The sequence below is a fragment of the Streptomyces sp. NBC_01515 genome, from assembly GCF_045040345.1.
Classification (GTDB): Bacteria; Actinomycetota; Actinomycetes; order Streptomycetales; family Streptomycetaceae; genus Streptomyces.
In genome coordinates, this window is record NZ_CP109416.1 from 6580583 (window position 1) to 6604497 (window position 23915).

The following is a 23915-nucleotide window of genomic DNA, read 5'->3' on the forward strand; positions in this document are numbered from 1 at the left end:
AAGCCAGGGGGTCACCGCCCCCGGTACTCGGGGCTCCGCCGCTCCACGAAACTCGCCACCCCTTCCCGCGCGTCCTCCGTCGTCATGTTGATCTCCTGCGCCGCCGCCTCCGCCGCGAACGCGGTCGTACGGTCGCTGTCCAGGGACGCGTTGACGAGCTGCTTGGTGAGGGCGAGGGCTCGGGTCGGGCCGGCGGCGAGGCGTTCCGCCCAGTCGCGGGCCGTCTTCTCCAACTCCTCGTCCGGCACGACCCTGTTGACCAGGCCGAGCCGTTCCGCGTCCGCCGCGCTCACCGTGTCGCCGAAGAACATCAGCTCCTTCGCGCGCTGCGGGCCGATCAAGCGCGGCAGCAGATACGCGCCGCCGCCGTCCGGGACCAGCCCCCGCCGTACGAACACCTCGATGAACTTCGCCGATTCCGCGGCCAGTACGAGGTCGCAGGCCAGGGCCAGGTGGGCGCCCAGGCCGGCCGCCGTGCCGTTCACCGCCGCGATCACCGGTTTCTCGCAGTCCAGGACGGCGGCGATCAGGCGTTGCGCGCCCTGGCGGATCGTGCGAGCCACGTCTCCGGCGATCCGTTCCCCGGTTGAGCCGCCGCCCCGCAGGTCCGCGCCCGCGCAGAAACCGCGCCCGGTGCCGGTGAGGACCACCGCCCGTACCGATGGGTCCGCCGATGCCTCTCCCAACAGGGTTATCAGGCGGTCCCGTTGGGCCGGGGTGATCGCGTTCAGGGCCTCGGGGCGGTTGAGGGTGAGGTAGGCGACGCCGCCCGCGATCGCGTGCGTGACCTCGGCCGTCGGATCGCTCACCGGCACACCGCCAACGCGTCCAACGCCACCGCGCCCTGCCCCCTGGGCAGCACCATCAGCGGGTTGATGTCCAACTCCGCGAGCACATCGCCCAGTTCGAGGGCCATGCGCTGCACGCGCAGGATCACCTCCACCAGGGCGTCCAGGTCGGCCGGGGGGCGTCCCCGTACCCCGTCCAGCAACGGCCGCCCGCGCAACTCGCCGAGCATGTCGCGCGCCGCCTCCTCACCGAACGGCGGCACCCGTACCGCCACGTCCCGCAGTACCTCCACGAGCACTCCGCCCAGCCCCACCGTCACCGTCGGGCCGAACAACTCGTCCTGGGTGACGCCCACGACCATCTCGACGCCCCGTTCGACCATCTGGCAGACGAGGACACCATCCAGCGTCACGTCCTCGTAGCGCGCGATGTCCGTCAACTCGCGGTACGCGTCCCGGACTTGGCTCGCCGAGGTCAGGCCCACCTTCACCAGGCCCAGTTCCGTCTTGTGCGCGATCTGCGCGCCGGACGCCTTCATCACCACCGGGTAGCCCACCAGTCCCGCCGCCCGTACGGCCGCTGCCGCGCTGGTCACCAACTGCTCGCGGGGGACCCGGATTCCGTAGGCCCGCAGGAGTTGTTTCGCCGCGTGTTCGCTCAGCTGCTGGCCCGGGCGCATCAGGGCCTCGGCCTTGCGGAAGGAGGGGGAGACGGCGCGGGGGGCCTCGTCGAAGGGGGAACGGTAGGCGTGGACGAAGCGGTGGTGGGAGAAGTAGGCGTGGAGGGCCGTGATGCAGTTGCCCACCGTGCGGAAGGTCGCCACTCGGGACGAGCCCAACAGCCGCTCCCGGTACGCCGGTTCGGTGCCCACCGGTGAGCCCCACACCACGCACACCAGCTTGTCCGTCCGCTCCGCCGCCGCCACCAGATCCTCCACCAGCTTGTCGCTCAGCGGGGGGAACGGGCCCGTGATGGGGCAGACCAGCACCCCTACCTCCGGGTCGTCCAGGATCGCGTCGATGATCTTCCGGCCGCGCCAATCGCCCACCGGGTGACCGCCGTTGTCCACCGGGTTCGCCACGCTCAGGTACGGCGGTATCCACTCGTGGAGTTCGGACTGTTTCGCCTCCGACAGCCGCGGCAGCCGAAGTCCCGCCTCGCTCGCCAGGTCGGCGAAGTGGGCTCCCGTGCCGCCGGAGATCGAGTACACGACCACCCCCTCGGCCACCGGAGGCTTCGCCCGGGCCAACAGGGCCGCCGTGTCCTGGAGTTCGTCCAGGCCGTCGACGCGGATCACGCCGTACTGGCGCATCGCCGCGTCCACCACCGTGTCCGCGCCGGTGAGTTTGCCGGTGTGGGAGGCGGCCGTACGGGCGCCGGTCTCGGTGCGGCCGACCTTCACCGCGACCACCGGGACCTTGCGGCGGGCGGCGCGGTCGGCGGCGAGGAGGAAGGAGCGGCCGTCCTTGAGGCCCTCCACGTAGCAGGCTATGGCGCCTACTTCGGGGCGCTCGGCGAAGTAGGAGATGAAGTCGGACGTCTCCAGGTCGGCCTCGTTGCCGGTGGGGGCCCAGTGGGAGAGGCGGATGCCGAGTTCCTGGAGGGCGAAGACCGGGCGGCCCTGGTGGCCGGACTGGGTGATGAGGGCTATCGCGGGGCCTTCCAGGTCCTCGCGGAAGTTCTCGAAGGCGTTGAGGTTGGTGTTCGGGCCGAGGAGGCGGAGGCCGGATCGGCCTACGGCGGCGGCCAGTTGGGCCTGCGCCAGCGCGCCCGCCTCGCCCGTCTCCGCGAAGCCGGAGGCGAAGGCGACCGCGAACTTCACCTTGGCCTCGGCGAGTTGCTCGATCACGGGAAGCGGATCGGCCACCAACACCACGGCCAGGTCGACCTGTTCGGGGAGGTCGGCGATGGAGGGGAAGCAGGGGACGTCGAAGACCGTGGCGCGGGTGGGGTGCACCGGGTGCAGACGGGCCCCCACCCGCCCTGCCCAGGCCATGAGTTGGCGGGTGATGCCGGTGTTCGGGCGGCCCTCCGCGTCGGAGGCGCCGATCACGGCGACCGACTCGGGGCGGAAGAAACAGTCCAGGTCGGGTACGCCCGCGTACAACGGCCGTCCGCTGACGTCGAGATCGTCGACGTCGGCGGGCCTGCCGTGGACGGCGGGGCCGGGTTGCTCACCGCAGGCGATGACCCGGGCCCGGCGGGAGTCGGTGGTGAGGGTGCCGTGGGTTGATCCAAGCATCGGTCCGCCCCGCTCCTGTGTGACAGTCGTGACAGTCATGCCAGCGCAATTACCTGACGCAGTGTCAGATTAACGAACTGACAGTCCGTCAGGAACTGTCGTGCACGCAAAGAACGGACGGACACGGACGGACCCCGGGTCAGGACGCGGCCGGAACTCCCTTCGAGGCTCCCTTCGAGGCCGCCTTCGAGGCCTGCTTCGAGAGCTTCCTGGTCTCCTTGGCGACCGTCTTCGCGATCTTCTCCGCGTCGATGGCCAGTTCGCGAAGCATGCCGCTGATGGGGTTGGTGAACCCGGTGAAGTACAGGCCGGGCGCGTCCTTCGGGGTGCGGGCCCCGTTCACGACCGGCTTGCCGCGGGCGTCCAACACGCCCAGGTGGCCGACGAGTTGCTCCAGGGAGCGGACGTAGCCCGTGGCCGCGATCACCACATCCGGCCCGATGCGGTCGCCGCCGGTGAGGACCACCTTGCCGTCCTCGAAGCTCTCCACGGCCGGCACGATCTCGACCCGCCCCCTGCGCACGGCGTCGATCAGCCCGACGTCCTGCACCGGGATCGACCCCTCCTTGACCCGGCTGTACAGCCCGGTCTCGGGGCGCGGCAGCCCCTGCGCCGACAGGTCCGGCACGCTGACCTTGGACACCGGCCCCGCGAGCCGGTCGACCAGGCCGACCGGCAGCCGTCGTACGAGAACGCCTGTGTACTGGGTCGCCCAGCCCGCGGTCGAGCGGCGCAGGATGTGCGGGGCGGTGCGGACGGAGAGGCGGACGCGCGATGCTCCGCCCTCCACCAGGTCCACGGCGATCTCCGCGCCCGTGTTGCCGATGCCGACGACGAGGACGTCCTGGCCGGCGTAGGGCTGGGCGGCGCGGTAGTCCGCGGCGTGCAGGAGTTGGCCGGTGTAGGTGTCGCGGCCGGGCCAGTCGGGGATGCGGGGGGTGTGGTTCGTGCCGGTGGCGATGACGACCGCGCGGCCGGTCAGTTCGCGGCCGCCGGTGGCGTGCAGCAGCCAGCCGGTACCGTCGGCCGAGCGTTCGACGCGGGAGACCTCGACGCCGGTGACGATCTCCAGCTCGTGGACCTCGGCGTACTTCTCCAGATAGCGCACCACGTCGTCCCGCGAGACCCAGCGGCCGAACCGGCGCGGCATCGTGAGCCCGGGCAGGCTCGACAGCCGCCGGGTGGTGTGCAGGTGCAGGCGGTCGTAGTGCCTGCGCCAGGACGCTCCGACCCGGTCCGACTTCTCCAGTACGACGGCACGGATGCCCTGCGCGCGCAGCGCGTACGCGGTGGCGAGACCGCCGGGGCCGCCTCCGATGACGTACACGGGACGGTCTGCGTGGTTCTGCGCCGCGGGGGTCGGGGACGCTGTGGAGTCGGCCATGAGCGCGAGCGTAATCACATCCCACGTTGATGGGTCTCGGTCAAGCCCGGAATTGGTTGCGGATCGATCACGGGTGTGGAGGAGTGGGTGAGGTCGGTGGCGTAGGGCCTCTGGTTGTGAACTGCGCCCGTGGCGCCTTGGAGACCGTCTGGTCGATCGTCTGGTCGGTGCTGAGGTCGTTGGCGCCCCAGTTCCACGGCGCCGAACGGAATTGTCAGCAATCTGCGGGGATCCGCGGCGGACCCACAGCGGTACGGCCGGAATGGCGGCACGGCCGGAACGGAGGCACGGCCGGAACGCAGGATTTTCATGGCAGCCCCTCGGCTTTCTTCGGTTTCTGACGTACCGTCAGATTCATGGATGCGATCTGGCTCAGCGGAGCGGACTGGCTCGCGGTCCTCCGTATAGGACTCGGGCTGTGGTGGCTGGAGAGCTGGCGGCACAAGGACAAGAAGGCCTGGTTCGAACGCGGCACCGGCATCGCGTGGGCGGCCGACGTCGCCGCCAAACACCGTTGGACGGCGGTCCGTTCGGGCTTCGACACGATGGTCGCGCCGCGCCCGCGCACGATGGCGTACGTCGTCGTCTACGCCGAGTTGGCGGTCGGCCTCGGCCTGGTCGTGGGGTTCCTCACCCCGGCCGCGCTCGTCGGGGGCCTGCTCCTCAACGTCCTCTACTTCACGCTCATGATCCACGACTGGGCGGAGCAGGGGCAGAACGCGATGATGGCGCTCATCTCCCTGGTCGCCCTGTTCGCGATGTCCTGGCAGGTGTGGTCGCTGGACGCGGCACTGGCATGGTTCTGATGGGGACCTCCCCGCGCTACGACCTCCCCGAGCCCGACGCGTTCACCCGCACCTACTGGGACGCCGCGGCCCAGGGCCGCCTGCTCCTCCGCCGCTGCACGGACTGCGGCCGGGCCCACCACTACCCCCGCGAGTTCTGCCCCCACTGCTGGAGCGACCACGTCACCTGGGAACCCGCGACCGGCCACGCCACCCTCTACACCTGGTCCGTCGTCCACCGCAACGACCTCCCGCCCTTCGGCGAGCGCGTGCCGTACGTGGCGGCGGTGGTCGATCTCGCGGAGGGGCCGCGGATGATGACGGAGCTCGTGGAATCCGGGCCCGAGCCCGCGGGGCTGCGGGCCGGGATGCCGGTGGAGGTGACGTTCCGGGACGGGGTGCCGGTGTTCAGGGCGGTGTAGCCCCGTGAGACACGCCGGGCTACACCGGTTGTATGAAGACGATCACGCAGCGGGAGTTCCGCAACAACTCCGCCGCGGTCATGGACGCGGTGGAGGCCGGGGAGACGTACCACATCACACGCAACGGCATAGAGGTCGCCGAACTGCGCCCGCTGCCACGCCGGCGGCGGCTGAGCGTCGAGGAACTCGTGGCCCGGCACCGGATGCTTCCGCGTGTGGACTCCGCGCGGATGCGAGCGGAGGCGGACGAATTCTTCGAGGGCGAGGAACGGGCCGACGAAGACCCCTGGGAGCGCAGGCGTGGCTGATCGGCATCCCGCCGGTGTCCTCGACACCTGCACCTATATCGATCTCGACCTCCTCGCCCCGCGGGATCTTCCTGTCGCGCCGGAGCTCACCGCGGTGACGTTGGCCGAACTGCAGCAGGGCGTGGCCATGGCCAAGGACCCGATGGCGAGGGCGGCCCGCATGGAGAAGCTGGGAGCCGCGGTCGCCGACTTCGACCCCCTGCCGTTCGACGGGGCCGCCGCCGCCCGGTACGGCACGCTGGTCGCACTGACCATCGCGGCCGACAGGGATCCGCGACCACGGCGCATGGATCTCATGATCGCCGCGATCGCCTCGACGAGAGGCCTGCCGCTCTACACGCGCCATGCGGGCGACTTCAAAGGGCTGGAAGACGTGGTTCTCATCGTCCCCGTCCGACTGTCCCGGCCCGAAAAATGACGTACCCGGCGCACAAGGGGCTTGATTCAATGGCGCGATGGCCCACATACGCGAGCGGTCTCCGCAGCAGCCCCTCCCCGAGCTCTACGGTCACGGACTGCGGCTGCGGCCCTGGGATGCCGACGACGACACCGATGTGACGGACTGGCTGCGCGGAGTGTCGGACCCCGAGTTCCAGCGCTGGAACACTCCACTGCGGCCGATCACGGACTTCGCCAGCGCCCGCAACTCGCTGCGGTCCCGTGCCGAGAACGCGGAGGACGGCGTCAGCGCGTCGTTCTGTGTCACGGACGCGGCCGGCGGTACGACGCTGGGACACATCGGCGTCAACGACATCGACCACGTCATCCGCGTCGCCCGCGTCGGCTACTGGACGCTCCCCGAGGCCCGGGGCCGCAACGTCGCCACCCGCGCCCTCACCCTCGCCGCCCGCTGGGCCCTGACCGACCTCGGCCTGCACCGCCTCGAACTGGGCCACGCCCTCGGCCACGACGCGTCCTGCCGTATCGCCGAGCACTGCGGCTTCCCGGCCGAGGGAACCTTGCGCGGGGCGATGTTCGAGGCGGGCCAACGGGACGCGTTCCGTGACGTCCACCTGCACGGCCGGCTGGCCACGGACCCGGAACCGGAGGTGAAGGTGTGATGGACCGCGACTGGCACATCACCGGGAACCTGGACCAATTCCTCACCCACGCAGGGGAGTTCCTGCGTTCCCGCCCCGCCCTGCACACGGTTCACCTGACGGTGACGGCCGCGCTGCGCAGCCGAGGGCTGCGTATGTACGGCGAGGGCGACCCGGTGTTCGGCGCACTGGAACGCGACGGCGAAGTACGGGCCGCCTTCTTCCGCACACCTCCCGGCCGGCTGATGCTGACACCCCTCGCCGCGGAGGAGGCCGTCGAGCTGGCCGCCCAATTGGCCTTGCGCGGCGACGAGTTGCCAGGAGTCATGGCTGAACTGGACACGGCATCGACGTTCGCGGAGGCATGGGCAAGCCGAACGGGTGCCCTCTCCGAACTCCACGCACGCCAACGCCTGTACCGCCTGGGCGAGTTGACGACTCCGCAACCCTCCCCACCGGGCCGCCCGAGAGTCGCGACGGCAGACGACCGCGACCAACTCATGCGCTGGCACGTCGAGTTCGCCGCGGCGATCGGCGAGAGCGGCACCTCGCAGGACCCCGGCGAGTGGGCCGACTCCCGGATCGCGTACGGCGGGATCACGCTCTGGGAAACCCCGGACGGTACGCCGGTGTCCATGGCCGGGCTCACGACGAAGGTCGCCGGCCAGGTCCGAGTCGCCCCTGTCTACACCCCGGCGGACCTCAGGGGCCGGGGCTACGCGGGCGCGGTGACAGCGGAGGTCAGTGGAATGGCCCTGGCGGTGGGCGCGGACGAGGTACTCCTGTTCACCGACCTGGCCAACCCCACGAGCAACGCCCTGTACCAGCGCATCGGTTACCGCCCGGTGGAGGACTTCGCGGGCTACGACTTCCGACCCGGCGCGGAACGAAGGTGATACTCGACCCATGGGAACGGGATCAGCATCAGCATCAGCATCGGGATCGGGATCGGGATCGGGATCGGGATCGGGATCGGGATCAGACCTTCACGAACTGCTGAAGTCACTACGGGTATGGGCCCCGGAGGTGACCAAGCTGCCGCCACTGGACCCGACCGCGGCACCGGACACTCCCCTCGCCCTCTTCACCACCTGGTTCGCGGAGGCGGCGGCGGCGGGCGAGATCGAACCGCATGTGATGTCGCTGGCGACGCGGGACGGCGACCCGGAGTCTGAGGGCGGCGGCCTCCCGGACGTACGGATGGTCATGCTGCACGGCGCGGACAACGACGGCTGGTCCTTCGCGACCCACTCCACAAGCCGCAAAGGCCACCAGTTGAAGGGCTTCGCCTACGCCGCCCTCGCCTTCTACTGGCCCCGGCTCGGCCGCCAAGTCCGCCTACGAGGCCCGGTCATCCCCGCGACACCGACCGAATCCCAGGCGGACCTGCACGCTCACTCGACGGGTGCGTTGGCGGCAGCGCTAACTGGCCACCAGAGCGAAGTCCTCTCATCCTTGGGCGAGTTGACGCAGACGTCGGAAGAGGCGTGGGAACTGGCACAACGAGAACCAAAAACCCCTGCCCCCTCCTGGACCCTGTACCGCGTGTTCCCGGACGAGGTCGAGTTCTTTCAGGGCGATGCGCTACGACGACACGTGCGCCTGAGCTATGTCCGGGAGGAGCGGGGCTGGTCGAAGGGGCTGCTCTGGCCCTGAGCTGTGTACTGACCGTTGGGCCACTCGCTTCTTGGTCAGTGTCGTGCTTCCGCGGCCCGAGTAAAGGGCGCTCCCTGCGGTCGCGTCGGCTGCGCCGATTCCGCTGCGCTCCACCCTTGACTAGGGCCGCTCCAGCCCGTTGGAGAAGCGAGCGAGCGGCCCGCAGGAACGGGTGGCTCGGCTAGGAATCCCCTTACCTGTGCTGCGACGCGGGCCGGAGTAGAGGAGCGCGCTCGCGCCTCGCCAGCACGCCGCCTCGGCTCAGCGGCCAACCCCGAGTGGATAGTTGCGGCTTCCAGAGAGAGCGGGGCCAGGGGCGAGGGGACGCGTTCGCGTCTCCCCTGCACGCCGGGCTGCCTTAGCGGCTATCGGCCGGTTCTGGGCGGCGACCCAGGCGCCGGCCAGGACGATGCCCTAGGTGGTGGCCTGGACGCCGACTCCCCGTCCGTCGGTCGGCTCTCCCCGGGCCCCGGGGTACCCGGCCCGCAGAAATGTGACAGTCGAAGCGAAAGTGTCACACTTCGCGGACCCACCTCCCCCCTCCCCCTCCTTGCCCCGGCCTCCGGTCCTGCCCCCTCGGGAGGCTGGGGCCTCTTCTAACCGGTCAAAGGTCGCGACGGTGGTTAGATTTACCCCTGGCTTCCAGTACCCACCCACCGGGGGTTGGCCGCTGAGCCGGCCCGGCGTGCTGGCGAGACGCGAGCGCGCCCCGTAGCTCCGGCCCGCGTCGCAGTACAGGTAGGGGCCTGCCCACCTTGGCCACCCATCCTTCCGGGCCGCTCGCTCGCTTCTGAAACGGGCTGGAGCGGCCCTAGTCAAGGGTGGAGCGGAGCGGAATCGGCGTAGCCGACGCGACCGTAGGGAGCGCCCTTTACTCGGGCCGTGGAAGCACGACACTGGCTGAGAAGCGAGGGGCCCAACGGCAACATTCCAACGAGGGCTCACTCCTACCCCTGCGGTTCCAGTACCGCGTAGTCCGCGAAGCTACGGCGGTAACGGGTATGCCGGGTCTCCTGCGTGTGCTTGCGCTGCCATTCCTCTACGTCGGCCGGGTTGCCGTACGGCCCGGAGGAGGCAGCGCAGTCGGACTCGTCGCCGGAGACGCAACGGGCTTCGTACTCCGGTTCCGCGGTGGGGTCCTGGACGATCGCGTACGGCACGAAGCGGAAGACCCGCCGGTGCCGGATCTCGTGGTCGCGGTGCTGGTGCCGGCGGAGCAGGACGTTCGCGTCGGTCTCGGCGGTGCCGTCGTTGTGGGCGCGGGCGTCGTTCCGGAGGGTGGCGAGGCCGGCGCAGGCCTGGCAGTCGGGGATGGGGGAGGGGGGTGTGGTGATGTCGTAGGGGACGGAATTTCCCACCCAGGAGCGGGAGTTGGCGGCCTTTACGCTCGCGGTCAGTCGCTCCTCCGGTGTCGCGGGGCGTACGGCTTCCGGGGTGGCCTCCCATTCGCGGCCTCCGCCTAGTGGGCGCAGCATCGCGTAAGGGCCTGCCTTGCCTCGGTACTCACCCACTTTGTTCGTACTGATGTCGTAGACGAGCGTTCCTTGTTCGATCTGGTTCGCGATCGGCTCAACCATGTTCACTCCGGGGCCACTTCATCACTCTGGGTGTATTGAGAGTCGCCCAGGGGAACGGTGCGTATCAATGCTTGGCGCGTGCCATTGGGCTATTGCCACGGAGGGGGGGCGGGTTCGGTGACCTATCGCAACGCGGAGGCCACGGGCGGGGTCAGTAACGCTGTGCTGTTCGGTGACTTACTCCGGTTCTATCGCGAGACCGAGTTGCTGACGCAGGAGGCTTTGGCACGGCAGCTTCACTGCGACCGCTCTCATGTGGCCAAGATCGAGGCGGGGACGCGGGTTCCGCAGGAGTCGTTCGCGAAGACGTGTGACGAAATCCTGCACACGGGTGGGGCGTTGCTGCGGATGTGGCGCCAGATCGACTGGTATCCCGAGGTGCAGCATCCCGATTGGTTCGAGAAGCGGGCTGAGATGGACGCCCAGGCTGTTGCGTTGCGTGAGTATCAAGAGCGCGTCGTGCCGGGGTTGTTGCAGACGCCGGGCTATGCGCGCGCTCTGTTCTCTCAGATTGCGACCGGTGAGGAGGTGGAGGAACGTGTCCGGGCCAGGCTCAGTCGCCAACCGCGCTTCTTCGCCGACGAAGGGCCCCTGTACATCGCGGTCCTGGATGAGAGTTGTCTACGTAACGCGGTGGGGAACCCACAGGCCATGCGGGACCAGTGTGCCCACTTGCTGGATGTCGGACGGCGCCCCAACATCCGTATCCAGGTGGCCCCTGCGGGACTCTTCGGGCTCATCCGCCCCCGCAACTCCTTCTCCCTGATCAAGCTGCCGGACGGGCATGACTGGGTGTACTCGGAGTCGCTGGACCGGGGGCATTTCAACGACGATCCGGCCATCTTCGCGCGCCACAGTCAGGCCTATGATGTGCTCAGGGCGGACATCCCGTCGGCCCGCGAATCCGCCGCTCTGATCAGCGACGTGATGGAGGGTTACGAGCACCATGGACAGGCACCAGCTCGGCGTGGCGACTTGGATCAAGAGCAGCTACAGCGACAACAACGGCGGCAACTGCGTGGAAATCGCCCCCGCTTTCCCCGCCGTGGTGCCGGTGCGTGACAGCAAGGTCGTCGAGGGCCCGGTGCTGGTCGTCACGCGTGCTGCTTGGTCTGCGTTCACGGCCGCTCTTCGCTGACTCGAACTCCCCCTTTCCGGGCGGCAGTTCGTGGCTGTGCTGATCGTCATGGGCAGGCATGAGCTGAACGCGGTGACCTGGATCAAGAGCAGTTGCAGCGGCGAGAACGGCGGCAATTGCGTCGAGGTCGCCCCGGCCTTCCCCGTCGTCGTACCAGTGCGGGACAGCAAAGTCGTAGACGGCCCCGTGCTGGTCGTCACCCATTCCGCCTGGTCCGCGTTCACGGATTCTCTTCGCTGATCGGTGCGTACGTCCCCGTCAACTTCGAGCGCCCTGGCGTACGTTGAAGGGTGATTACAGCGAGTGCCCGGACTGATACTTTGCGTGCATGAAGTTCACCCTTACCTATGACGTGGCCGGTGCTCCCGACGGGTTCTTCGTCTGGTTTCTTGATTCGGCGCGTGAAGAGGACCTGTACAAGGGCGAGTTGACGTACAGGAGTTATGCGATGTCGGGGCGGCGGGAGAGTGACGAGCGGGTTGTCCGGCGGACCGTGTTCCAGCGGGGGATGCAACTGCCCGCTCCGGTCGCCAAGTTGCTCGGCGCGGACTTCGGCGAGGTCGAGGACGGGACCTTCGAGAAGGCCGACCGGCTGTGGACCTGGAAGGTCACGCCGAGCAGTCAGGCGGACAAGATCCGCCACGAAGGTCACCTGAGGGTCGAGGACGTCGACGCCGTCCGCAGCCGCCTCCGCCTGGACTTCACCTACGAGGCGAAGATCTTCGGCGTCGGCGGCCTGCTGGAGGGCTTCATGGAGAAGACCCTGCGCGAGGAGTGGGACCGGACCGTCCCGTTCTACAACCGTCAGGCCTCGGCCTGAGCGGACGCCGATGCCGACGCGGACGCTGAGGTGCGTCCCGTTACGCGGGTGAACACCACGTACAGCACCGCGCTCAGCACGAAGCCCACGATCGGCGTGCTGTCGCCGAAGGACGGCCAGTGCTTCGGGACGTAGCCGACGTAGTCCTCCTGGTTGGAGAAGAGCGGGACCGACACCCCGATGCCGATCAACAGGGCTGCCAGACCGGGCCAGTTGGTGAAGGTGGGGTCGGTGAGGCGGGGGGCCAGTTCCGCTGTTGTTGTCGTGGACCTCGACTGGAACCAGCGTTCCACCAGCACCACGCCCAGCCACGGCGCCACCCAGTACGCGATCACCAGCAGGAACGCCTCGTACGCCGAACCCGCGTCGGACAGTGACGCCCACGCCGCCGCCGTACCGGCCACCCCGGACACCACGACCAGGACGCTGCGGTTCAGCCACGCGGGGAGCTTCAGGCCCAGCGCCGTGAGGGAGATCGCGCCGGAGTAGACGTTCAGGGCGTTCGCCGAGATCGCGCCGAGGATGATCGCGAGCAGCACCAAGTTGCCGAGCCAGGACGGGAGATGACCCGTGAAGGCCGCCGTCGGGGTGGCGTCCTTGGGGGCCAGCAGCGTTGCCGAGGCCGCTCCCATCACCGCCACGAACGTCACCGACACGAACAGGCCCAGCGCCGGGTACAGGATCGTCTTGAACTTGTTCGCCGTGCGGGGGAGGTAGCGCGAGTAGTCCGTGGCGTAGGGGTTCCAGCCCGCCGCGTAGCCCCAGGCCGCGCTGAGCGCCAACAGGAAGCCGCCTAGGCCGCCGCCCGTGCCGCCCCCGCCGAGGTGCGCGTCCTTGAAGGTCCAGACGCCGGCCAGCAGGAAGATCACCGCCAGCGCCGGGAACGCGTACTTCTCGAAGGTGTGCACGAAGTTGTGGCCGATGAAGCCGATCAGGATCTCCGCCACGACCACCAGCAGCAGGGACGGGAGGGGACGTAGACCCGTCAGCGTGTTCAGTGCGAACGCCGCGCTCACACTGTTCACCGCGAACCAACCGACGCCCGCCACAAGGCCGTTGGCCGCCGACGGGATGATGTTGCCGCGGAAGCCGAAGGAGAAGCGGCCGATCACCATCTGCGGGACGCCGAAGCGCGGTCCGTCCAGGGAGAGGAAGCCCTGCGTGATCGCGCCGAGGCCCGTGCCCAGGACGATCGCCGCGGTCGCCTGCCAGAAGCTCAGGCCGAAGAAGAGGACCGAGATCACGCCGATGTAGACGGTCGCGAACTCGATGTTCGGGGAGGCCCAGGTCCAGAGGAGCTGGAGCGGGCTGCCGTGGCGTTCGGCGTCGGGGATGGGCTCGGCACCGGCCGTCTCTACGGCGATGACCTTGTCACCGTATTCGGGGGCGAGGGTGCCGGTCGAGTCGGCGGGAGCAGTCGTCATGCGAGGTAAGTGTCCGGTTCCTGCCGGTCCGGGCCCAGAGGCGCATTGTCCGTACCGGGCCGCTCACCGGCGTACAACCTGCACGTATCGCGTCACCTCGGCTCGGTCCACTTCACCGCTACTCGGGCTTGGGGTCGTCCTTGAGGTCGTCCTTGTTCAGGGACTTCAGGAACTCGGGGTTGTCGTCCGGCGCGATCCACCGGCCCGGCGCGTCCGCCGCCCCGTCCGCCGTACGCCGCGCCCGGCCCGCGATCAGCCACGCGATCGGACCGACCAGCACCTCGCCGAAGAGCAGGATCACGAACACCCACGCCAGCTTCGGCATGCCCCGCACGTCCTCCTCGGGCGTGTTCAGGCAGTCCACGAAGGCGTAGATCCACAGAGCCAGGACCAGCAGGAAGGGCAGATACCTGAGCATGGCGGCGAGATTCTCCTGAGTGGTGGGACGGCCCCGGTGACGGGGCCAGGTTAGCGGGTGCCCGATACTTGGACACATGGCTTACGACGATCTTCGCTCCCTGCTCAGGGCACTGGAGCGCGAGGGAGACCTCAAGCGCATCAAGGCCGAGGTGGACCCCTATCTGGAGGTCGGGGAGATCGTCGACCGGGTCCAGAAGGCCGGCGGACCCGCGCTCCTCTTCGAGAAGGTGAAGGGGTCGTCCATGCCCCTCGCCATGAACGTCTTCGGGACCGACCGGCGGCTGCTGAAGGCGCTGGGGCTGAAGTCGTACGGCGACATCTCCGACAAGATCGGCGGGCTGCTGCGGCCCGAACTGCCGCAGGGGTTCGTGGGGGTGCGGGACGCCTTCGGGAAGCTCGGCGCGATGACCCACGTACCGCCGAAGAAGGTCAAGGAAGCGCCGGTGCATGAGGTCGTCCTCGAAGGGGACGACGTCGATCTGGACCTGCTGCCCGCCCTCTTCACCTGGCCGCAGGACGGCGGGTCCTTCTTCAACCTCGGGCTCACGCACACGAAGGACCCGGAGACCGGGATCCGCAATCTCGGGCTGTACCGGCTCCAGCGCCACGACAAGCGCACCATCGGCATGCACTGGCAGATCCACAAGGACAGCCGGAACCACTACCAGGTCGCGGCCAGGAAGGGTGAGCGGCTGCCGGTCGCCATCGCCTTCGGGTGTCCGCCCGCCGTGACGTACGCCTCCACCGCGCCCCTTCCCGGTGACATCGACGAGTACCTCTTCGCCGGGTTCATCGCGGGCAAGCGGATCGAGATGGTCGACTGCAAGACCGTGCCGTTGCAGGTGCCGGCGCAGGCCGAGGTCGTCATCGAGGGGTGGCTGGAGCCCGGCGAGATGCTGCCGGAGGGGCCGTTCGGAGATCACACGGGGTTCTACACACCGCAGGAACCCTTCCCCGCGCTGACCATCGACTGCGTGACGATGCGGAAGCGGCCGTTGCTTCAGTCGATCGTCGTAGGAAGGCCTCCGACGGAGGACGGACCGCTGGGGCGCGCCACGGAGCGGTTCTTTCTGCCGCTGCTGAAGATCATCGTGCCGGACATCGTGGACTACCACCTGCCCGAAGCGGGCGGATTCCACAACTGCGCGATCGTCTCCATCGACAAGAAGTACCCGAAGCACGCGCAGAAGGTGATGCACGCGGTCTGGGGTGCGCACATGATGTCCCTGACCAAGTTGATCGTGGTCGTCGATGCGGATTGCGACGTTCACGATCTGCACGAGGTCGCGTGGCGGGCCCTCGGCAACACGGACTACGCCCGCGATCTCTCGGTCGTGGAAGGACCCGTCGATCATCTCGACCATGCCTCCTACCAGCAGTTCTGGGGCGGCAAGGCGGGGATCGACGCGACGAGGAAATGGCCCGAGGAGGGCTACACGCGGGACGGCGGCTGGCCCGAGATGGTGCTGTCCGACCCGGAGACGGCGGCGAAGGTCGACCGCCGGTGGAAGGAGTACGGACTTTCGTGAGCAGCGCATCAGCCGCGATCCCGCAGCCGGGGCGCACCAAGGCGTTCCTACGCCTCGTCATGATCGAGCACTCCGTCTTCGCCCTGCCCTTCGCGTACATCGCCGCGCTGACCGCGATGTTCCAGCTGGACGAGAACATCCACTGGGCGCGGCTGCTGCTGGTCACCATCTGCATGGTGGGGCTGCGGACGTTCGCGATGGCGGTCAACCGGATCATCGACCGCGAGATCGACGCCCGTAACCCGCGCACCGCGCACCGCGAGCTGGTCACCGGCGCGATGTCGGTGAAGCACGCGTGGACGGGCGCGCTCGTCGCCCTGGTCGTGTTCCTCGGCTCGGCGGCTCTCCTCAACCCCCTCTGTCTGGCGCTGGCCCCCATCGCGGTGATCCCGATGGTGATCTATCCGTACGGCAAGCGGTTCACGAACTTCCCGCAGGCCATCCTCGGTCTCGCCCAGGCGATGGGCCCGGTCGGCGGCTGGCTGGCGATCACCGGCGAGTGGTCCTGGGACGCGGTGATCCTCGGTCTCGCCGTCGGCATCTGGATCGGCGGCTTCGACCTGATCTACGCCTGCCAGGACATCGAGACCGACCGCGAGATCGGCGTCATGTCGGTCCCGGCCCGCTTCGGCATCCCGGCGTCGATCTGGGGCGCCCGCGTCTGCCACGCGATCACGACGGCCCTGCTCGCCTGGTACGGCGCGGCTACCGGCGCCGGCGCCTTCTTCTGGTTCGGGCTGCTGATCGTCGCGGGCGCGTTCCTGTACGAGCACTCGATCGTCCGGCCGCATGATCTTTCGCGGTTGAACCGGGCGTTCTTCAGCGTCAACGGGTTCATCGGGATCGCGTTGTTCGTGTGCGCGTTGCTGGATCTGCTGGTGCGGGGGCTCACCGTCTGAGCGACGGGGTCACCGTCCAAGCGACGGGGTCACCGTCCAAGCGGCGGGCTCACCGTCCAAGCGGCGGGCTCACGATGTCAGCGCAGTCCTCGGGGTGGGCCTGCGCCGGAACACGAACGCCGCTCCCACCCCCGCCGCCAGCCCGATCAGGTGGGCCTGCCAGCTGACCCCCGACTGGGTCGGGGCCAGGCCGAACAGGATCGAGGTGCCCCAGACCGCGCCGATCAGCAGGCCTACGGCGATGCCCAGCGGGCGGCGTTCGGTGAAGCCGCTGGTCAGCAGGAAGCCGAAGAGGCCGAAGATCAGGCCCGACGCGCCCGCCGTGTTCGTGTGGGCCGGGGATATCAGCCACACGCCGAGGCCGTCCGCGACGATGATCAGCGCGGACATCAGAAGGAAACGGCGGATGCCGCCCAGTGCCGCCAGGAAGCCGAACACCAGCAGCGGGACGCTGTTCGCGGCGACATGCGCGAAGCCGAAGTGGATGAACGCGGCCGGGACGATGTCGATCAGCTCGGACGGCTCGCGCGGGATGATCCCGAGGCTGTCGAGGGCGTGGCCGGACACCACGTCCACCACTTCGAGCAGCCACAACAGCGCGACCCAGCCCACCATCAGCTTGGCCGCGGCCTTCGCGCGGTCGCTCTGCGACCACTCCAACTCCGTACCGGACATGGCACCCCCCAGAGTCCACTCGTCCCCACAGAAGAACGCCCCGGCACCCTTGGCCGGTTCCCGTCCCGCGACGCCAGCTAGGCTCGGTGTCGTGAACCCAGTCAAGCCAGGAGAGACGCGGCGTACGCCTTGGATCGTAGGGGTGTCCGGCGCTTCCGGCACCCCATACGCGGCTGCCGTGCTGCGCGCGCTCCTCGACGCCGGCGAGAGCGTCGACCTCGTGGTGTCCCGCGCGTCCCGGCTCACGCTCCTCGACGAGACGGGGATCGCCTTCCGGGACGCGCACTGGCAGGACGACCTGCGGGAATGGCTGGCCCGCGGCGCCGACGGCAAGCCCGGCACCTTCCAGCCCGCCATCGACACCGACGCCGTACGGCACTGGAGCGCGGGCGATCTCGCGGCGGGGCCGTCCTCGGGGTCGTACCCCGCGAAGGGGATGATCGTCGTGCCCGCGTCGACCGCCTGCGTCGCCGGGATCGCCCTCGGGCTGAGCAAGGACCTGTTGCAGCGGGCGGCGAGCGTGACTCTCAAGGAGCGGCGCGAGCTGGTGGTCGCCGTACGCGAGACGCCGTTGAACGGGCAGACGCTGCGGCACCTCGTGACCCTGGACGACCTGGGCGCGGCCGTGGTGCCCGCGTCGCCCGGGTTCTACGCCGGAGCCACCCACATCCAGGACCTGGTGGACTTCGTCGCCGGGCGGGTCCTGGACTCGGCGGGTGTCGAGCACGACCTGTACCGGCGGTGGAAGGGCGACCTCGGCGCCGGCTTCCGCACCGCCGACACCACCAACTGACGTACGGCACCCGCTTATTCATCCATCTTCATCGGCATCACATTCTCGGCATCACCTTCATCGTCATCACCGGAAGGCAATCGATCGCATGGACGCGGTGGACAGGCAGCTCATCCAGGCCCTGAGAGAGAACGGCCGGGCCTCCTACGCGGAGCTGGGGCGCCTCGTCGGCCTGTCGGGACCCAGTGTCACCGACCGCATCAACCGGCTGGAGGCGGCCGGTGTCATCACCGGCTACCGCGCGACCGTCGACTCGGCCTCCCTCGGCCTCGGCGTCATCGCCCTGATCGGCATCTCGCTCTCCGACGCCGCCGACCACGAGGACGTGGCGCGCCGCATGAAGGACCTCAGTGAGATCGAGGACTGCTGGTTCATCGCGGGCGAGGACTCGTACATGCTGAAGGTGCGGGCACCGGACGTGGACGGCCTGGAGAAGACCATCCGGCGGCTCAGCGGGACCAAGGGTGTGTCCCGGACCCGTACGACGATCGTGCTCTCCACGAAGTGGGAGAACCGGGTCGGAGAGCTGCCCGAAGAGGCGTAGCGGCATAGGCGTACCGTTTAGCAAGCTGTCTTAGGAAGAGGTATGGGCATGGATGTCGGGCTCAAGCGCGAGCTGGAGCAGAAGGTCCGCTCCGGTGAGCGGCTGTCCCGTGAGGACGGCATCGCGCTGTACGCGTCGGACGACCTGGCCTGGCTGGGCGGACTCGCGCACGAGGTGCGGACGCGGAAGAACGGCGATGTCGTCCACTTCAACGTCAACCGTCACCTGAACATGACCAACGTGTGCACCGCGTCCTGCGCCTACTGCTCGTTCCAGCGCAAGCCGGGCGAGAAGGACGCGTACACGATGCGCATCGAGGAGGCCGTCCGGCTCGCGAAGGCGATGCAGGGCGAGAACCTCACCGAGCTGCACATCGTCAACGGGCTCCATCCCAACCTCCCCTGGCGGTACTACCCCCGCTCGCTGAGCGAGCTGAAGAAGGCCCTCCCGGAGGTCTCGCTGAAGGCCTTCACGGCCACCGAGATCCACCACTTCGAGACCATCTCCGGGCTGAGCGCGAGCGAGATCCTCGACGAACTCATCGACGCCGGCCTCGAATCCCTCACCGGCGGCGGCGCGGAGATCTTCGACTGGGAGGTCCGCCAGCACATCGTGGACCACCGCACGCACTGGGAGGACTGGTCCCGGATCCACCGCCTGGCGCACGAGAAGGGTCTCAAGACCCCGTGCACCATGCTCTACGGCCACATCGAGGAGCCGCGCCACCGCGTGGACCACGTGCTGCGGCTGCGGGAGCTCCAGGACGAGACCGGCGGTTTCCAGGTCTTCATCCCGCTGCGCTACCAGCACGACTTCGTGGACATGAAGGACGGGAAGGTCCGCAACCGCCTCCAGGCGCGGACGCAGATGGCGACGGGTGCGGAGGCTCTCAAGACCTTCGCGGTGTCCCGTCTCCTCTTCGACAACGTCCCGCACGTCAAGGTCTTCTGGGTCATGCACGGCGTCCAGACCGCCCAACTCGCCCTCCAGCACGGCGCGGACGACATGGACGGCTCGGTCGTCGAGTACAAGATCACGCACGACGCCGACAACTACGGCACCCCGAACAAGCTCACCCGCGACGACCTCCTCGACCTGATCCGCGACGCCGGTTTCCAGCCGGTCGAGCGGAACACGCGCTACGAGATCATCCGCGAGTACGACGGCCCGGACCCGGCGCGGCGCGAGTCCCCGCAGGCGATGCGGGTGTGACGACCACCCTCTGAAACGATCACGGCTTTCCGACATGTCACTGACTTTTGAACTGGACCCCGCGATATCCCCTGCCCTGCGCGAGGAGATCCTCACCCTCTGGGCGGACGTCTCCAACGCGGGGGGCTCGGTCGGCTTCGTCGCACCGGTGGCGGTGGACGAGATACGGCCCGAGCTGGTGAAGCACTTCGTCGCGATGGTGGAGGGGCGGACCCGGCTGCTGGTCGGCCGGGACGAGACGGGCAGGGTCGCGGCGACCGTGTTCCTCGCGTTCAACACGCACCGCCTGATGCTGCACTGGCTGTGGCTCTACACGGTGATGGTCCACCCCCGCCACCAGGGCAGGGGCTACGGCCGCGACCTCCTCGCCGCCGCCGAGGAGGCCGCCCGCGGCATCGACGGCATCGAGGCGATCCGCCTCACCTGCCGGGGCGGCCATGGTCTGGAGCGGTTCTACGGCTCCTGCGGCTACAAGGAGGTCGGGCGGGTGCCCGGCGCGATCCGGGTCGCCCCCGGGGACGACCGCGACGACATCTTCATGTTGCTGCCCTTGCTGTGAGCCGCCGACCCCGCCCGAAGATCGGTGGGGGCGCGTGCTTCACTGGTTGGGACTGTTCGGTTAAGTCTGTTCGTTACGGAAGAGTGGATTGAGATGTTCCGCTACACACTGTGGCGCCTCGGAGTCTTCGCGGGCTGCCTCGGCGTCGTCTGGGGCCTCGTCTACCTCGGCGTCTTCCCGCGCGGCTTCGGCGAGTCCAACGGCATGTGGATCGTGCTGCTGGCGCTGGTGATCTCGGCGCCGATCAGCTTCGTGGTGCTGCGCGGGGTGCGGGACCGGGCCTCGGTGCAGATCGTCGAGCGGGTCGACCGGATGAAGGCCAACCTGGACGCCAACCGCAGCCAGGAGGACGAGACGGTGGACGCCGTCCAGCCGGCCTCCCACCCGCAGGGCCAGGCTTCCTAGAGGTTCTGTCGGCAGCCATGCGGTCTGGTCCAACTACCCTTGCCCCATGGGTGCCGTGAAGACCAAACGGATGCCGCGGGCGGTCCGTGAGCAGCAGATGCTCGACGCCGCCGTGCACACCTTCGGGCAGCACGGTTACATGGCCGCGTCGATGGACGAGATAGCCGAACTCGCGGGCGTGTCCAAGCCGTTGGTGTATCTCTACCTGAACTCGAAGGAAGACCTGTTCACCGCGTGCATCCGGCGCGAGGGCCAGGCACTCACCGAGTCGGTACGGGCCGGTGTGGACACCGGGGCACCCGCCGACCGCCAACTCTGGGACGGGCTGCGGGCGTTCTTCACCCACACCGCGCAACACCCGGACGGCTGGGCCGTGTTGCACCTCCAGGCCCGCACCCACGGCGAACCCTTCGCGGCCGAGGTGGCTGCCATGCGCGCCGAACTCGTCGCGTTCGTGACCGAGTTGATCGCGGTCACCGCCCGCGAGGCGCACCGAGACCCGGACCTCCCCGAGCATGAGGTCGCCGGTCTGGCCGAGGCGCTGGTCGGCGCCGCCGAGTCCCTCGCAGCCTGGTCCAACGCGACCCCGGGCGTCACCGCCAAGCAGGCGGCGGCGACGCTGATGAACTTCGCGTGGGCGGGGCTGGGCCAGTTGATGGAGGGGCGGCCCTGGGCGCCGCCCGCCGACATCAAGGGCCGCTAGCGCCGCGGGCCTTCGCCGACACCGAGGACCGCCGGAATACCGAGGACCGCCGGGACACCGAGGACCGCCGGGACACCGAGGACCGCCGGGACACCGTCAGGACCGGGTGCCGCTCGCCTCACACCGCGCCCCACTTGCGCAGCGTGGGCGCGACGCGCTGATACCCCACCCGGTACACCGCCTTGGCGCCGCGCCGGGCGACGCGTCGTACCGCCTTCTTCACCCGGCCCGAATCGGCGGCGCCCAGCGGGTCGGTCAGCGGGCGACCCTTCTCGTCGAAGCCGTTGCGGGTGAGCAGGCCCGAGAGGTAGATGCCGGCGCGCTGCGGCGAGTAGTAGGGGCGCAGGGTCGGCAGCGGTCCCGCGGCGCGCAGCGCGGCCACGCGGGCGCGGGTCGCGGCGTACGGGTCGCTCTTGCCGACGCCCTGCGCGTCCGCCCAGGCGGGGTCGGGCAACGGCCGTGCGCCGGCGTCGAGTTCGTCCCAGGAGGCCAGGCAGCCGGAGTGGATGAAGTAGTGGTTGCCGTGTGCCTCGCGGACGCCGAAGTCGGTGAGGATCGCGGTGGGGATGCCCCGCTGCATCGACTCCAGCGCGGCGGTGGAGCTGACGGTGACCAGCAGGTCGGTGCGGTCGAGGACCTCGCCCATGTTGCCGTAGACCAACTGGAGGTTGGCGGGGGCGGGTTGGGCCAGGTTCTGGATGAGGAGCTGGTACGGGTCGGCCTCGACGTGGGTGGTGTGTTCGCCGGGGAGGCTGCGCAGTTTCATCAGCACCAGGCGGTCGGGGTGGCGCCGGGCGTGGGCGGCGGCCCGCTCCAGGAGCCGCAGGCGGTCCTGCTTGCTCTTGGGGACGGACGGCTGGACGGCGAAGGTGAGGGTGAACGGCCGCTCGGTGGACGGCTGGTAGGGCTCGCCGCCGAGGAACGGCAGCGCGCACTCCACCACCGAGTCCGGATCGACCCCGACGCTCGCGAACGCGGCGCCGAACCGGCGTGCGTCGTACGTGGAGTTGGCGAGGACGATGTCGCTCCCGGCACGGGTCAGCAGGCCGTCGACCATCTTCTCGTAGACGACGCCGACGTACCCGGTGACGGTGATCGGCCGGTGTTCGCGGCCCGCCCAGGCCAGGCCGAGGCTGTGGGTGAGGGCCAGGACCGTGCCGCCGGAGACGGCCATCACGACGATGTCCGCGTCGGCCAGTTCCGTGTCGTCGACCAGTGCGGCGGCGGGGAGTTCACGTCGGCTGTCGGGCTCGATCCCGATCTCGGCGAGCTGGCGCTCCGTGGGGGTCGACCGGCCGCGCAGGAAGTACGCGTCGAGGGCGTGCTCGGGGGTGATCTGCCGTGCCACCGACGCGCCCCACTTCCAGCGGGTGTCAGAGTCGGCGAGTACGGCTATACGTCTGGGCGGCATGGCTCAGGGGCCCTTCCTGGCGGGTCCGGCGAAGTGAGCCGAGAGTAAGAAGCGTCCCTGAGGAGTGCATGAGTGATCCCTTGAAAGCTCCTTGGGTGAGCTGGGGTTTTCCTGTGCGGACTCCTCAAGGCCCGTGCTCCGCCTGGGGTTTCGCGATCCGCCGAGCGAGGCCGGACATGCTTTGTTCGCCCACTGTTCATGAGTGTTCAGGGAACGACCGGGTGCACGAAACCCTCCACGTGCACCCGCCCGGCCCCGTCCCGCAACGCGAAGCGGTCGTCGAGCGCCGCGTACTCCACGGTCCCCGGCAGCAGCACCGGTGCCCGGAACTCGGCCCGCACCAGCGTGCGTTCAGGGGTGCCGTGGGCGGCGAGACACCGGGCCGCCGTCCACATCCCGTGTGCGATGGCCCGCGGGAAGCCGAACAGGCGGGCGGTGAGCGGGTAGAGGTGGATGGGGTTGCGGTCACCGGACGCGGCGCCGTAGCGCCGGCCCACGTCCTCGCCGAGCCGCCACTCGGCGACGGTGGGCAACGGGGCCCGCGCCGAAGGGACTTCGGGTGCGGGCGTGGGTGTGCCGGCACGGTGGTGCCGGGCGAGATACGTGCTCCGTGACTCCCATACGACCTTGCCCTTGCCCTCGCCCTTACTGTCACCGCCCGCCCGCAGCTCCGTCGTGACCGTCGCCTCCGTGCCGCGTCGATGCGGGGCCAACTCGTCGACGTAGACCGTGAGTTCGTAGTCCCCGGTGGCCGGTACCGCCGTATGCCGGGTGATCTCCACCGACGTGTGGACCAGGCCGAGGAGGGGGAGCGGGAAGGCCCGGCAGCTCATCAGGCGCATGGCGAGGGGGAAGCCCAGGACGTGCGGATACGTGATCGGGAGGGCGTCGTCGCCGGTGGCGAAGCCGCAGACGCGTTCGTAGGCGGCGAGTTTGGCCAGGTCGACGCGGACGCCGGGCAGGACCAGGCGGGTGCGGGGGAAAACGGCGTCGGGGCGGGGCCGTTTGAAGGGGGAGAGGAGGGCGCCGCGGAGGAGGAGCGGGGTGAGCGCGGGGGTGTCGGTGAGGGGCGGATAGGGGTTGGCCATGTCCCACTCCCGGGTGGCTTCCTGGGCGGCTCTTTTCGGCTTACTTCGCAGTAAGGTTACCGCAGGTAAGGCCAAGTGGGGCGAGCCGGGCG

Annotated in this window: 28 protein-coding genes; 19 read left to right on the forward strand and 9 right to left on the reverse strand. The window is 69.2% G+C overall.

From position 1 onward, the window contains the following. Positions 1-11: 11 nt before the first annotated feature. The 3 genes from OG407_RS29815 to OG407_RS29825 form a co-directional block, all read right to left on the reverse strand. Positions 12-815 carry an enoyl-CoA hydratase/isomerase family protein gene (locus tag OG407_RS29815; RefSeq protein ID WP_405862713.1) on the reverse strand — a complete coding sequence of 268 codons (804 nt, stop codon included), beginning with the start codon at positions 813-815 and terminating at the stop codon, positions 12-14. Next, positions 806-3031 (reverse strand): acetate--CoA ligase family protein, encoded by a 2226-nt coding sequence (locus OG407_RS29820; protein WP_405862715.1) that lies wholly within the window; start codon positions 3029-3031, stop codon positions 806-808. The genes OG407_RS29815 and OG407_RS29820 overlap by 10 nt, the downstream gene beginning before the upstream one ends. 139 nt (positions 3032-3170) lie before the next feature. After that, complete coding sequence (locus OG407_RS29825) at positions 3171-4415, reverse strand: flavin-containing monooxygenase (RefSeq protein ID WP_405862717.1); 1245 nt, start codon at positions 4413-4415, stop codon at positions 3171-3173. A 356-nt stretch (positions 4416-4771) separates the two neighbouring features. On the opposite strand from OG407_RS29825, the gene OG407_RS29830 reads away from it, so the two are divergent. From OG407_RS29830 to OG407_RS29860, 7 genes are all read left to right on the forward strand, one after another. Then, a complete protein-coding gene (locus OG407_RS29830) occupies positions 4772-5221 on the forward strand; it encodes a DoxX family protein (RefSeq protein ID WP_405862719.1) in 450 nt (149 codons plus the stop codon). Continuing rightward, positions 5221-5622 (forward strand): Zn-ribbon domain-containing OB-fold protein, encoded by a 402-nt coding sequence (locus OG407_RS29835; RefSeq protein ID WP_405862721.1) that lies wholly within the window; start codon positions 5221-5223, stop codon positions 5620-5622. Before OG407_RS29830 ends, OG407_RS29835 begins: the two co-directional genes overlap by 1 nt. Positions 5623-5654: 32 nt before the next feature. Further along, a complete protein-coding gene (locus OG407_RS29840) occupies positions 5655-5930 on the forward strand; it encodes a type II toxin-antitoxin system Phd/YefM family antitoxin (protein WP_405862723.1) in 276 nt (91 codons plus the stop codon). Then, positions 5923-6348 carry a type II toxin-antitoxin system VapC family toxin gene (locus tag OG407_RS29845; protein ID WP_405862725.1) on the forward strand — a complete coding sequence of 142 codons (426 nt, stop codon included), beginning with the start codon at positions 5923-5925 and terminating at the stop codon, positions 6346-6348. Before OG407_RS29840 ends, OG407_RS29845 begins: the two co-directional genes overlap by 8 nt. A gap of 37 nt (positions 6349-6385) precedes the next feature. Beyond that, complete coding sequence (locus OG407_RS29850) at positions 6386-6991, forward strand: GNAT family N-acetyltransferase (protein WP_405862727.1); 606 nt, start codon at positions 6386-6388, stop codon at positions 6989-6991. Beyond that, complete coding sequence (locus tag OG407_RS29855) at positions 6991-7866, forward strand: GNAT family N-acetyltransferase (protein WP_405862729.1); 876 nt, start codon at positions 6991-6993, stop codon at positions 7864-7866. The genes OG407_RS29850 and OG407_RS29855 overlap by 1 nt, the downstream gene beginning before the upstream one ends. Positions 7867-8014: 148 nt before the next feature. After that, complete coding sequence (locus tag OG407_RS29860; protein ID WP_405868682.1) at positions 8015-8626, forward strand: pyridoxal 5'-phosphate synthase; 612 nt, start codon at positions 8015-8017, stop codon at positions 8624-8626. Between the two features lie 947 nt (positions 8627-9573). Here the strand turns inward: OG407_RS29860 and OG407_RS29865 are convergent. Further along, positions 9574-10203: a hypothetical protein gene (locus tag OG407_RS29865; protein WP_405862731.1), complete on the reverse strand. Its 630-nt coding sequence runs from the start codon at positions 10201-10203 to the stop codon at positions 9574-9576. Positions 10204-10320: 117 nt separating this feature from the next. On the opposite strand from OG407_RS29865, the gene OG407_RS29870 reads away from it, so the two are divergent. The 4 genes from OG407_RS29870 to OG407_RS29885 all read left to right on the forward strand — a co-directional run bounded on the left by OG407_RS29870 (position 10321) and on the right by OG407_RS29885 (position 12161). Continuing rightward, on the forward strand, positions 10321-11265 hold the full coding sequence (locus OG407_RS29870) for a Scr1 family TA system antitoxin-like transcriptional regulator (protein ID WP_405862733.1): 945 nt from the start codon (positions 10321-10323) through the stop codon (positions 11263-11265). Next, positions 11222-11341 carry a DUF397 domain-containing protein gene (locus tag OG407_RS29875; RefSeq protein ID WP_405862735.1) on the forward strand — a complete coding sequence of 40 codons (120 nt, stop codon included), beginning with the start codon at positions 11222-11224 and terminating at the stop codon, positions 11339-11341. Before OG407_RS29870 ends, OG407_RS29875 begins: the two co-directional genes overlap by 44 nt. Positions 11342-11389: 48 nt before the next feature. Beyond that, complete coding sequence (locus tag OG407_RS29880; RefSeq protein ID WP_405862737.1) at positions 11390-11581, forward strand: DUF397 domain-containing protein; 192 nt, start codon at positions 11390-11392, stop codon at positions 11579-11581. Between the two features lie 88 nt (positions 11582-11669). Next, entirely contained in the window at positions 11670-12161 is a 492-nt protein-coding gene (locus tag OG407_RS29885; RefSeq protein WP_403582680.1) for a DUF2505 family protein, read from the forward strand. Here OG407_RS29885 and OG407_RS29890 read toward each other — a convergent pair. Continuing rightward, a complete protein-coding gene (locus tag OG407_RS29890) occupies positions 12146-13585 on the reverse strand; it encodes a purine-cytosine permease family protein (RefSeq protein WP_405862739.1) in 1440 nt (479 codons plus the stop codon). The two genes, OG407_RS29885 and OG407_RS29890, sit on opposite strands and share 16 nt — an antisense overlap. Positions 13586-13703: 118 nt before the next feature. Beyond that, positions 13704-14003: a PLD nuclease N-terminal domain-containing protein gene (locus OG407_RS29895; protein ID WP_328680326.1), complete on the reverse strand. Its 300-nt coding sequence runs from the start codon at positions 14001-14003 to the stop codon at positions 13704-13706. A 76-nt stretch (positions 14004-14079) separates the two neighbouring features. Here OG407_RS29895 and OG407_RS29900 point away from each other — a divergent pair, with 76 nt between their 5' ends. Both OG407_RS29900 and mqnP read left to right on the forward strand, forming a co-directional pair. Continuing rightward, positions 14080-15534: a menaquinone biosynthesis decarboxylase gene (locus OG407_RS29900; RefSeq protein ID WP_405862742.1), complete on the forward strand. Its 1455-nt coding sequence runs from the start codon at positions 14080-14082 to the stop codon at positions 15532-15534. Beyond that, positions 15531-16433: a menaquinone biosynthesis prenyltransferase MqnP gene (gene mqnP / locus OG407_RS29905; protein ID WP_405862744.1), complete on the forward strand. Its 903-nt coding sequence runs from the start codon at positions 15531-15533 to the stop codon at positions 16431-16433. The genes OG407_RS29900 and mqnP overlap by 4 nt, the downstream gene beginning before the upstream one ends. A 69-nt stretch (positions 16434-16502) precedes the next feature. Here the strand turns inward: mqnP and OG407_RS29910 are convergent, their stop codons facing one another. Next, positions 16503-17108 carry a rhomboid family intramembrane serine protease gene (locus OG407_RS29910; RefSeq protein ID WP_405862746.1) on the reverse strand — a complete coding sequence of 202 codons (606 nt, stop codon included), beginning with the start codon at positions 17106-17108 and terminating at the stop codon, positions 16503-16505. A gap of 142 nt (positions 17109-17250) precedes the next feature. Here OG407_RS29910 and OG407_RS29915 point away from each other — a divergent pair, with 142 nt between their 5' ends. The 6 genes from OG407_RS29915 (at position 17251) to OG407_RS29940 (ending at position 21324) form a co-directional block, all read left to right on the forward strand. Beyond that, complete coding sequence (locus OG407_RS29915; RefSeq protein WP_328680318.1) at positions 17251-17901, forward strand: UbiX family flavin prenyltransferase; 651 nt, start codon at positions 17251-17253, stop codon at positions 17899-17901. Between the two features lie 88 nt (positions 17902-17989). Beyond that, entirely contained in the window at positions 17990-18445 is a 456-nt protein-coding gene (locus OG407_RS29920) for an Lrp/AsnC family transcriptional regulator (protein WP_366098715.1), read from the forward strand. Between the two features lie 48 nt (positions 18446-18493). Next, on the forward strand, positions 18494-19657 hold the full coding sequence (gene mqnE / locus OG407_RS29925; RefSeq protein WP_403584044.1) for an aminofutalosine synthase MqnE: 1164 nt from the start codon (positions 18494-18496) through the stop codon (positions 19655-19657). A 34-nt stretch (positions 19658-19691) separates the two neighbouring features. Then, positions 19692-20216, forward strand: a complete 525-nt coding sequence (locus OG407_RS29930; protein ID WP_405862749.1) for a GNAT family N-acetyltransferase — start codon at positions 19692-19694, stop codon at positions 20214-20216. Between the two features lie 93 nt (positions 20217-20309). Further along, entirely contained in the window at positions 20310-20621 is a 312-nt protein-coding gene (locus OG407_RS29935; protein ID WP_405862751.1) for a DUF4229 domain-containing protein, read from the forward strand. A gap of 46 nt (positions 20622-20667) precedes the next feature. Then, a complete protein-coding gene (locus tag OG407_RS29940; protein WP_405862753.1) occupies positions 20668-21324 on the forward strand; it encodes a TetR/AcrR family transcriptional regulator in 657 nt (218 codons plus the stop codon). A gap of 118 nt (positions 21325-21442) precedes the next feature. On the opposite strand, the gene OG407_RS29945 is transcribed toward OG407_RS29940, so the two are convergent. Together OG407_RS29945 and OG407_RS29950 are read right to left on the reverse strand one after the other, a co-directional pair. Continuing rightward, a complete protein-coding gene (locus tag OG407_RS29945; RefSeq protein ID WP_405862755.1) occupies positions 21443-22735 on the reverse strand; it encodes a DUF6716 putative glycosyltransferase in 1293 nt (430 codons plus the stop codon). A 206-nt stretch (positions 22736-22941) separates the two neighbouring features. Beyond that, positions 22942-23823, reverse strand: a complete 882-nt coding sequence (locus OG407_RS29950) for a MaoC family dehydratase (protein ID WP_405862757.1) — start codon at positions 23821-23823, stop codon at positions 22942-22944. Between the last annotated feature and the right edge of the window lie 92 nt (positions 23824-23915).

Coding starts and splice junctions, on each gene's coding strand:
- OG407_RS29825 (WP_405862717.1), bottom strand. CDS start 4,415: ATGGCCGACTCCACAGCGTCCCCGACCCCCGCGGCGCAGAACCACGCA.
- OG407_RS29840 (WP_405862723.1), top strand. CDS start 5,655: ATGAAGACGATCACGCAGCGGGAGTTCCGCAACAACTCCGCCGCGGTC.
- OG407_RS29850 (WP_405862727.1), top strand. CDS start 6,386: ATGGCCCACATACGCGAGCGGTCTCCGCAGCAGCCCCTCCCCGAGCTC.
- OG407_RS29885 (WP_403582680.1), top strand. CDS start 11,670: ATGAAGTTCACCCTTACCTATGACGTGGCCGGTGCTCCCGACGGGTTC.
- OG407_RS29930 (WP_405862749.1), top strand. CDS start 19,692: ATGTCACTGACTTTTGAACTGGACCCCGCGATATCCCCTGCCCTGCGC.
- OG407_RS29820 (WP_405862715.1), bottom strand. CDS start 3,031: ATGCTTGGATCAACCCACGGCACCCTCACCACCGACTCCCGCCGGGCC.
- OG407_RS29910 (WP_405862746.1), bottom strand. CDS start 17,108: ATGTCCGGTACGGAGTTGGAGTGGTCGCAGAGCGACCGCGCGAAGGCC.
- OG407_RS29940 (WP_405862753.1), top strand. CDS start 20,668: ATGGGTGCCGTGAAGACCAAACGGATGCCGCGGGCGGTCCGTGAGCAG.
- OG407_RS29830 (WP_405862719.1), top strand. CDS start 4,772: ATGGATGCGATCTGGCTCAGCGGAGCGGACTGGCTCGCGGTCCTCCGT.
- OG407_RS29935 (WP_405862751.1), top strand. CDS start 20,310: ATGTTCCGCTACACACTGTGGCGCCTCGGAGTCTTCGCGGGCTGCCTC.
- OG407_RS29895 (WP_328680326.1), bottom strand. CDS start 14,003: ATGCTCAGGTATCTGCCCTTCCTGCTGGTCCTGGCTCTGTGGATCTAC.
- OG407_RS29920 (WP_366098715.1), top strand. CDS start 17,990: ATGGACGCGGTGGACAGGCAGCTCATCCAGGCCCTGAGAGAGAACGGC.
- OG407_RS29865 (WP_405862731.1), bottom strand. CDS start 10,203: ATGGTTGAGCCGATCGCGAACCAGATCGAACAAGGAACGCTCGTCTAC.
- OG407_RS29880 (WP_405862737.1), top strand. CDS start 11,390: ATGGGCAGGCATGAGCTGAACGCGGTGACCTGGATCAAGAGCAGTTGC.
- OG407_RS29900 (WP_405862742.1), top strand. CDS start 14,080: ATGGCTTACGACGATCTTCGCTCCCTGCTCAGGGCACTGGAGCGCGAG.
- OG407_RS29950 (WP_405862757.1), bottom strand. CDS start 23,823: ATGGCCAACCCCTATCCGCCCCTCACCGACACCCCCGCGCTCACCCCG.
- OG407_RS29835 (WP_405862721.1), top strand. CDS start 5,221: ATGGGGACCTCCCCGCGCTACGACCTCCCCGAGCCCGACGCGTTCACC.
- OG407_RS29890 (WP_405862739.1), bottom strand. CDS start 13,585: ATGACGACTGCTCCCGCCGACTCGACCGGCACCCTCGCCCCCGAATAC.
- OG407_RS29945 (WP_405862755.1), bottom strand. CDS start 22,735: ATGCCGCCCAGACGTATAGCCGTACTCGCCGACTCTGACACCCGCTGG.
- OG407_RS29855 (WP_405862729.1), top strand. CDS start 6,991: ATGGACCGCGACTGGCACATCACCGGGAACCTGGACCAATTCCTCACC.
- mqnE (WP_403584044.1), top strand. CDS start 18,494: ATGGATGTCGGGCTCAAGCGCGAGCTGGAGCAGAAGGTCCGCTCCGGT.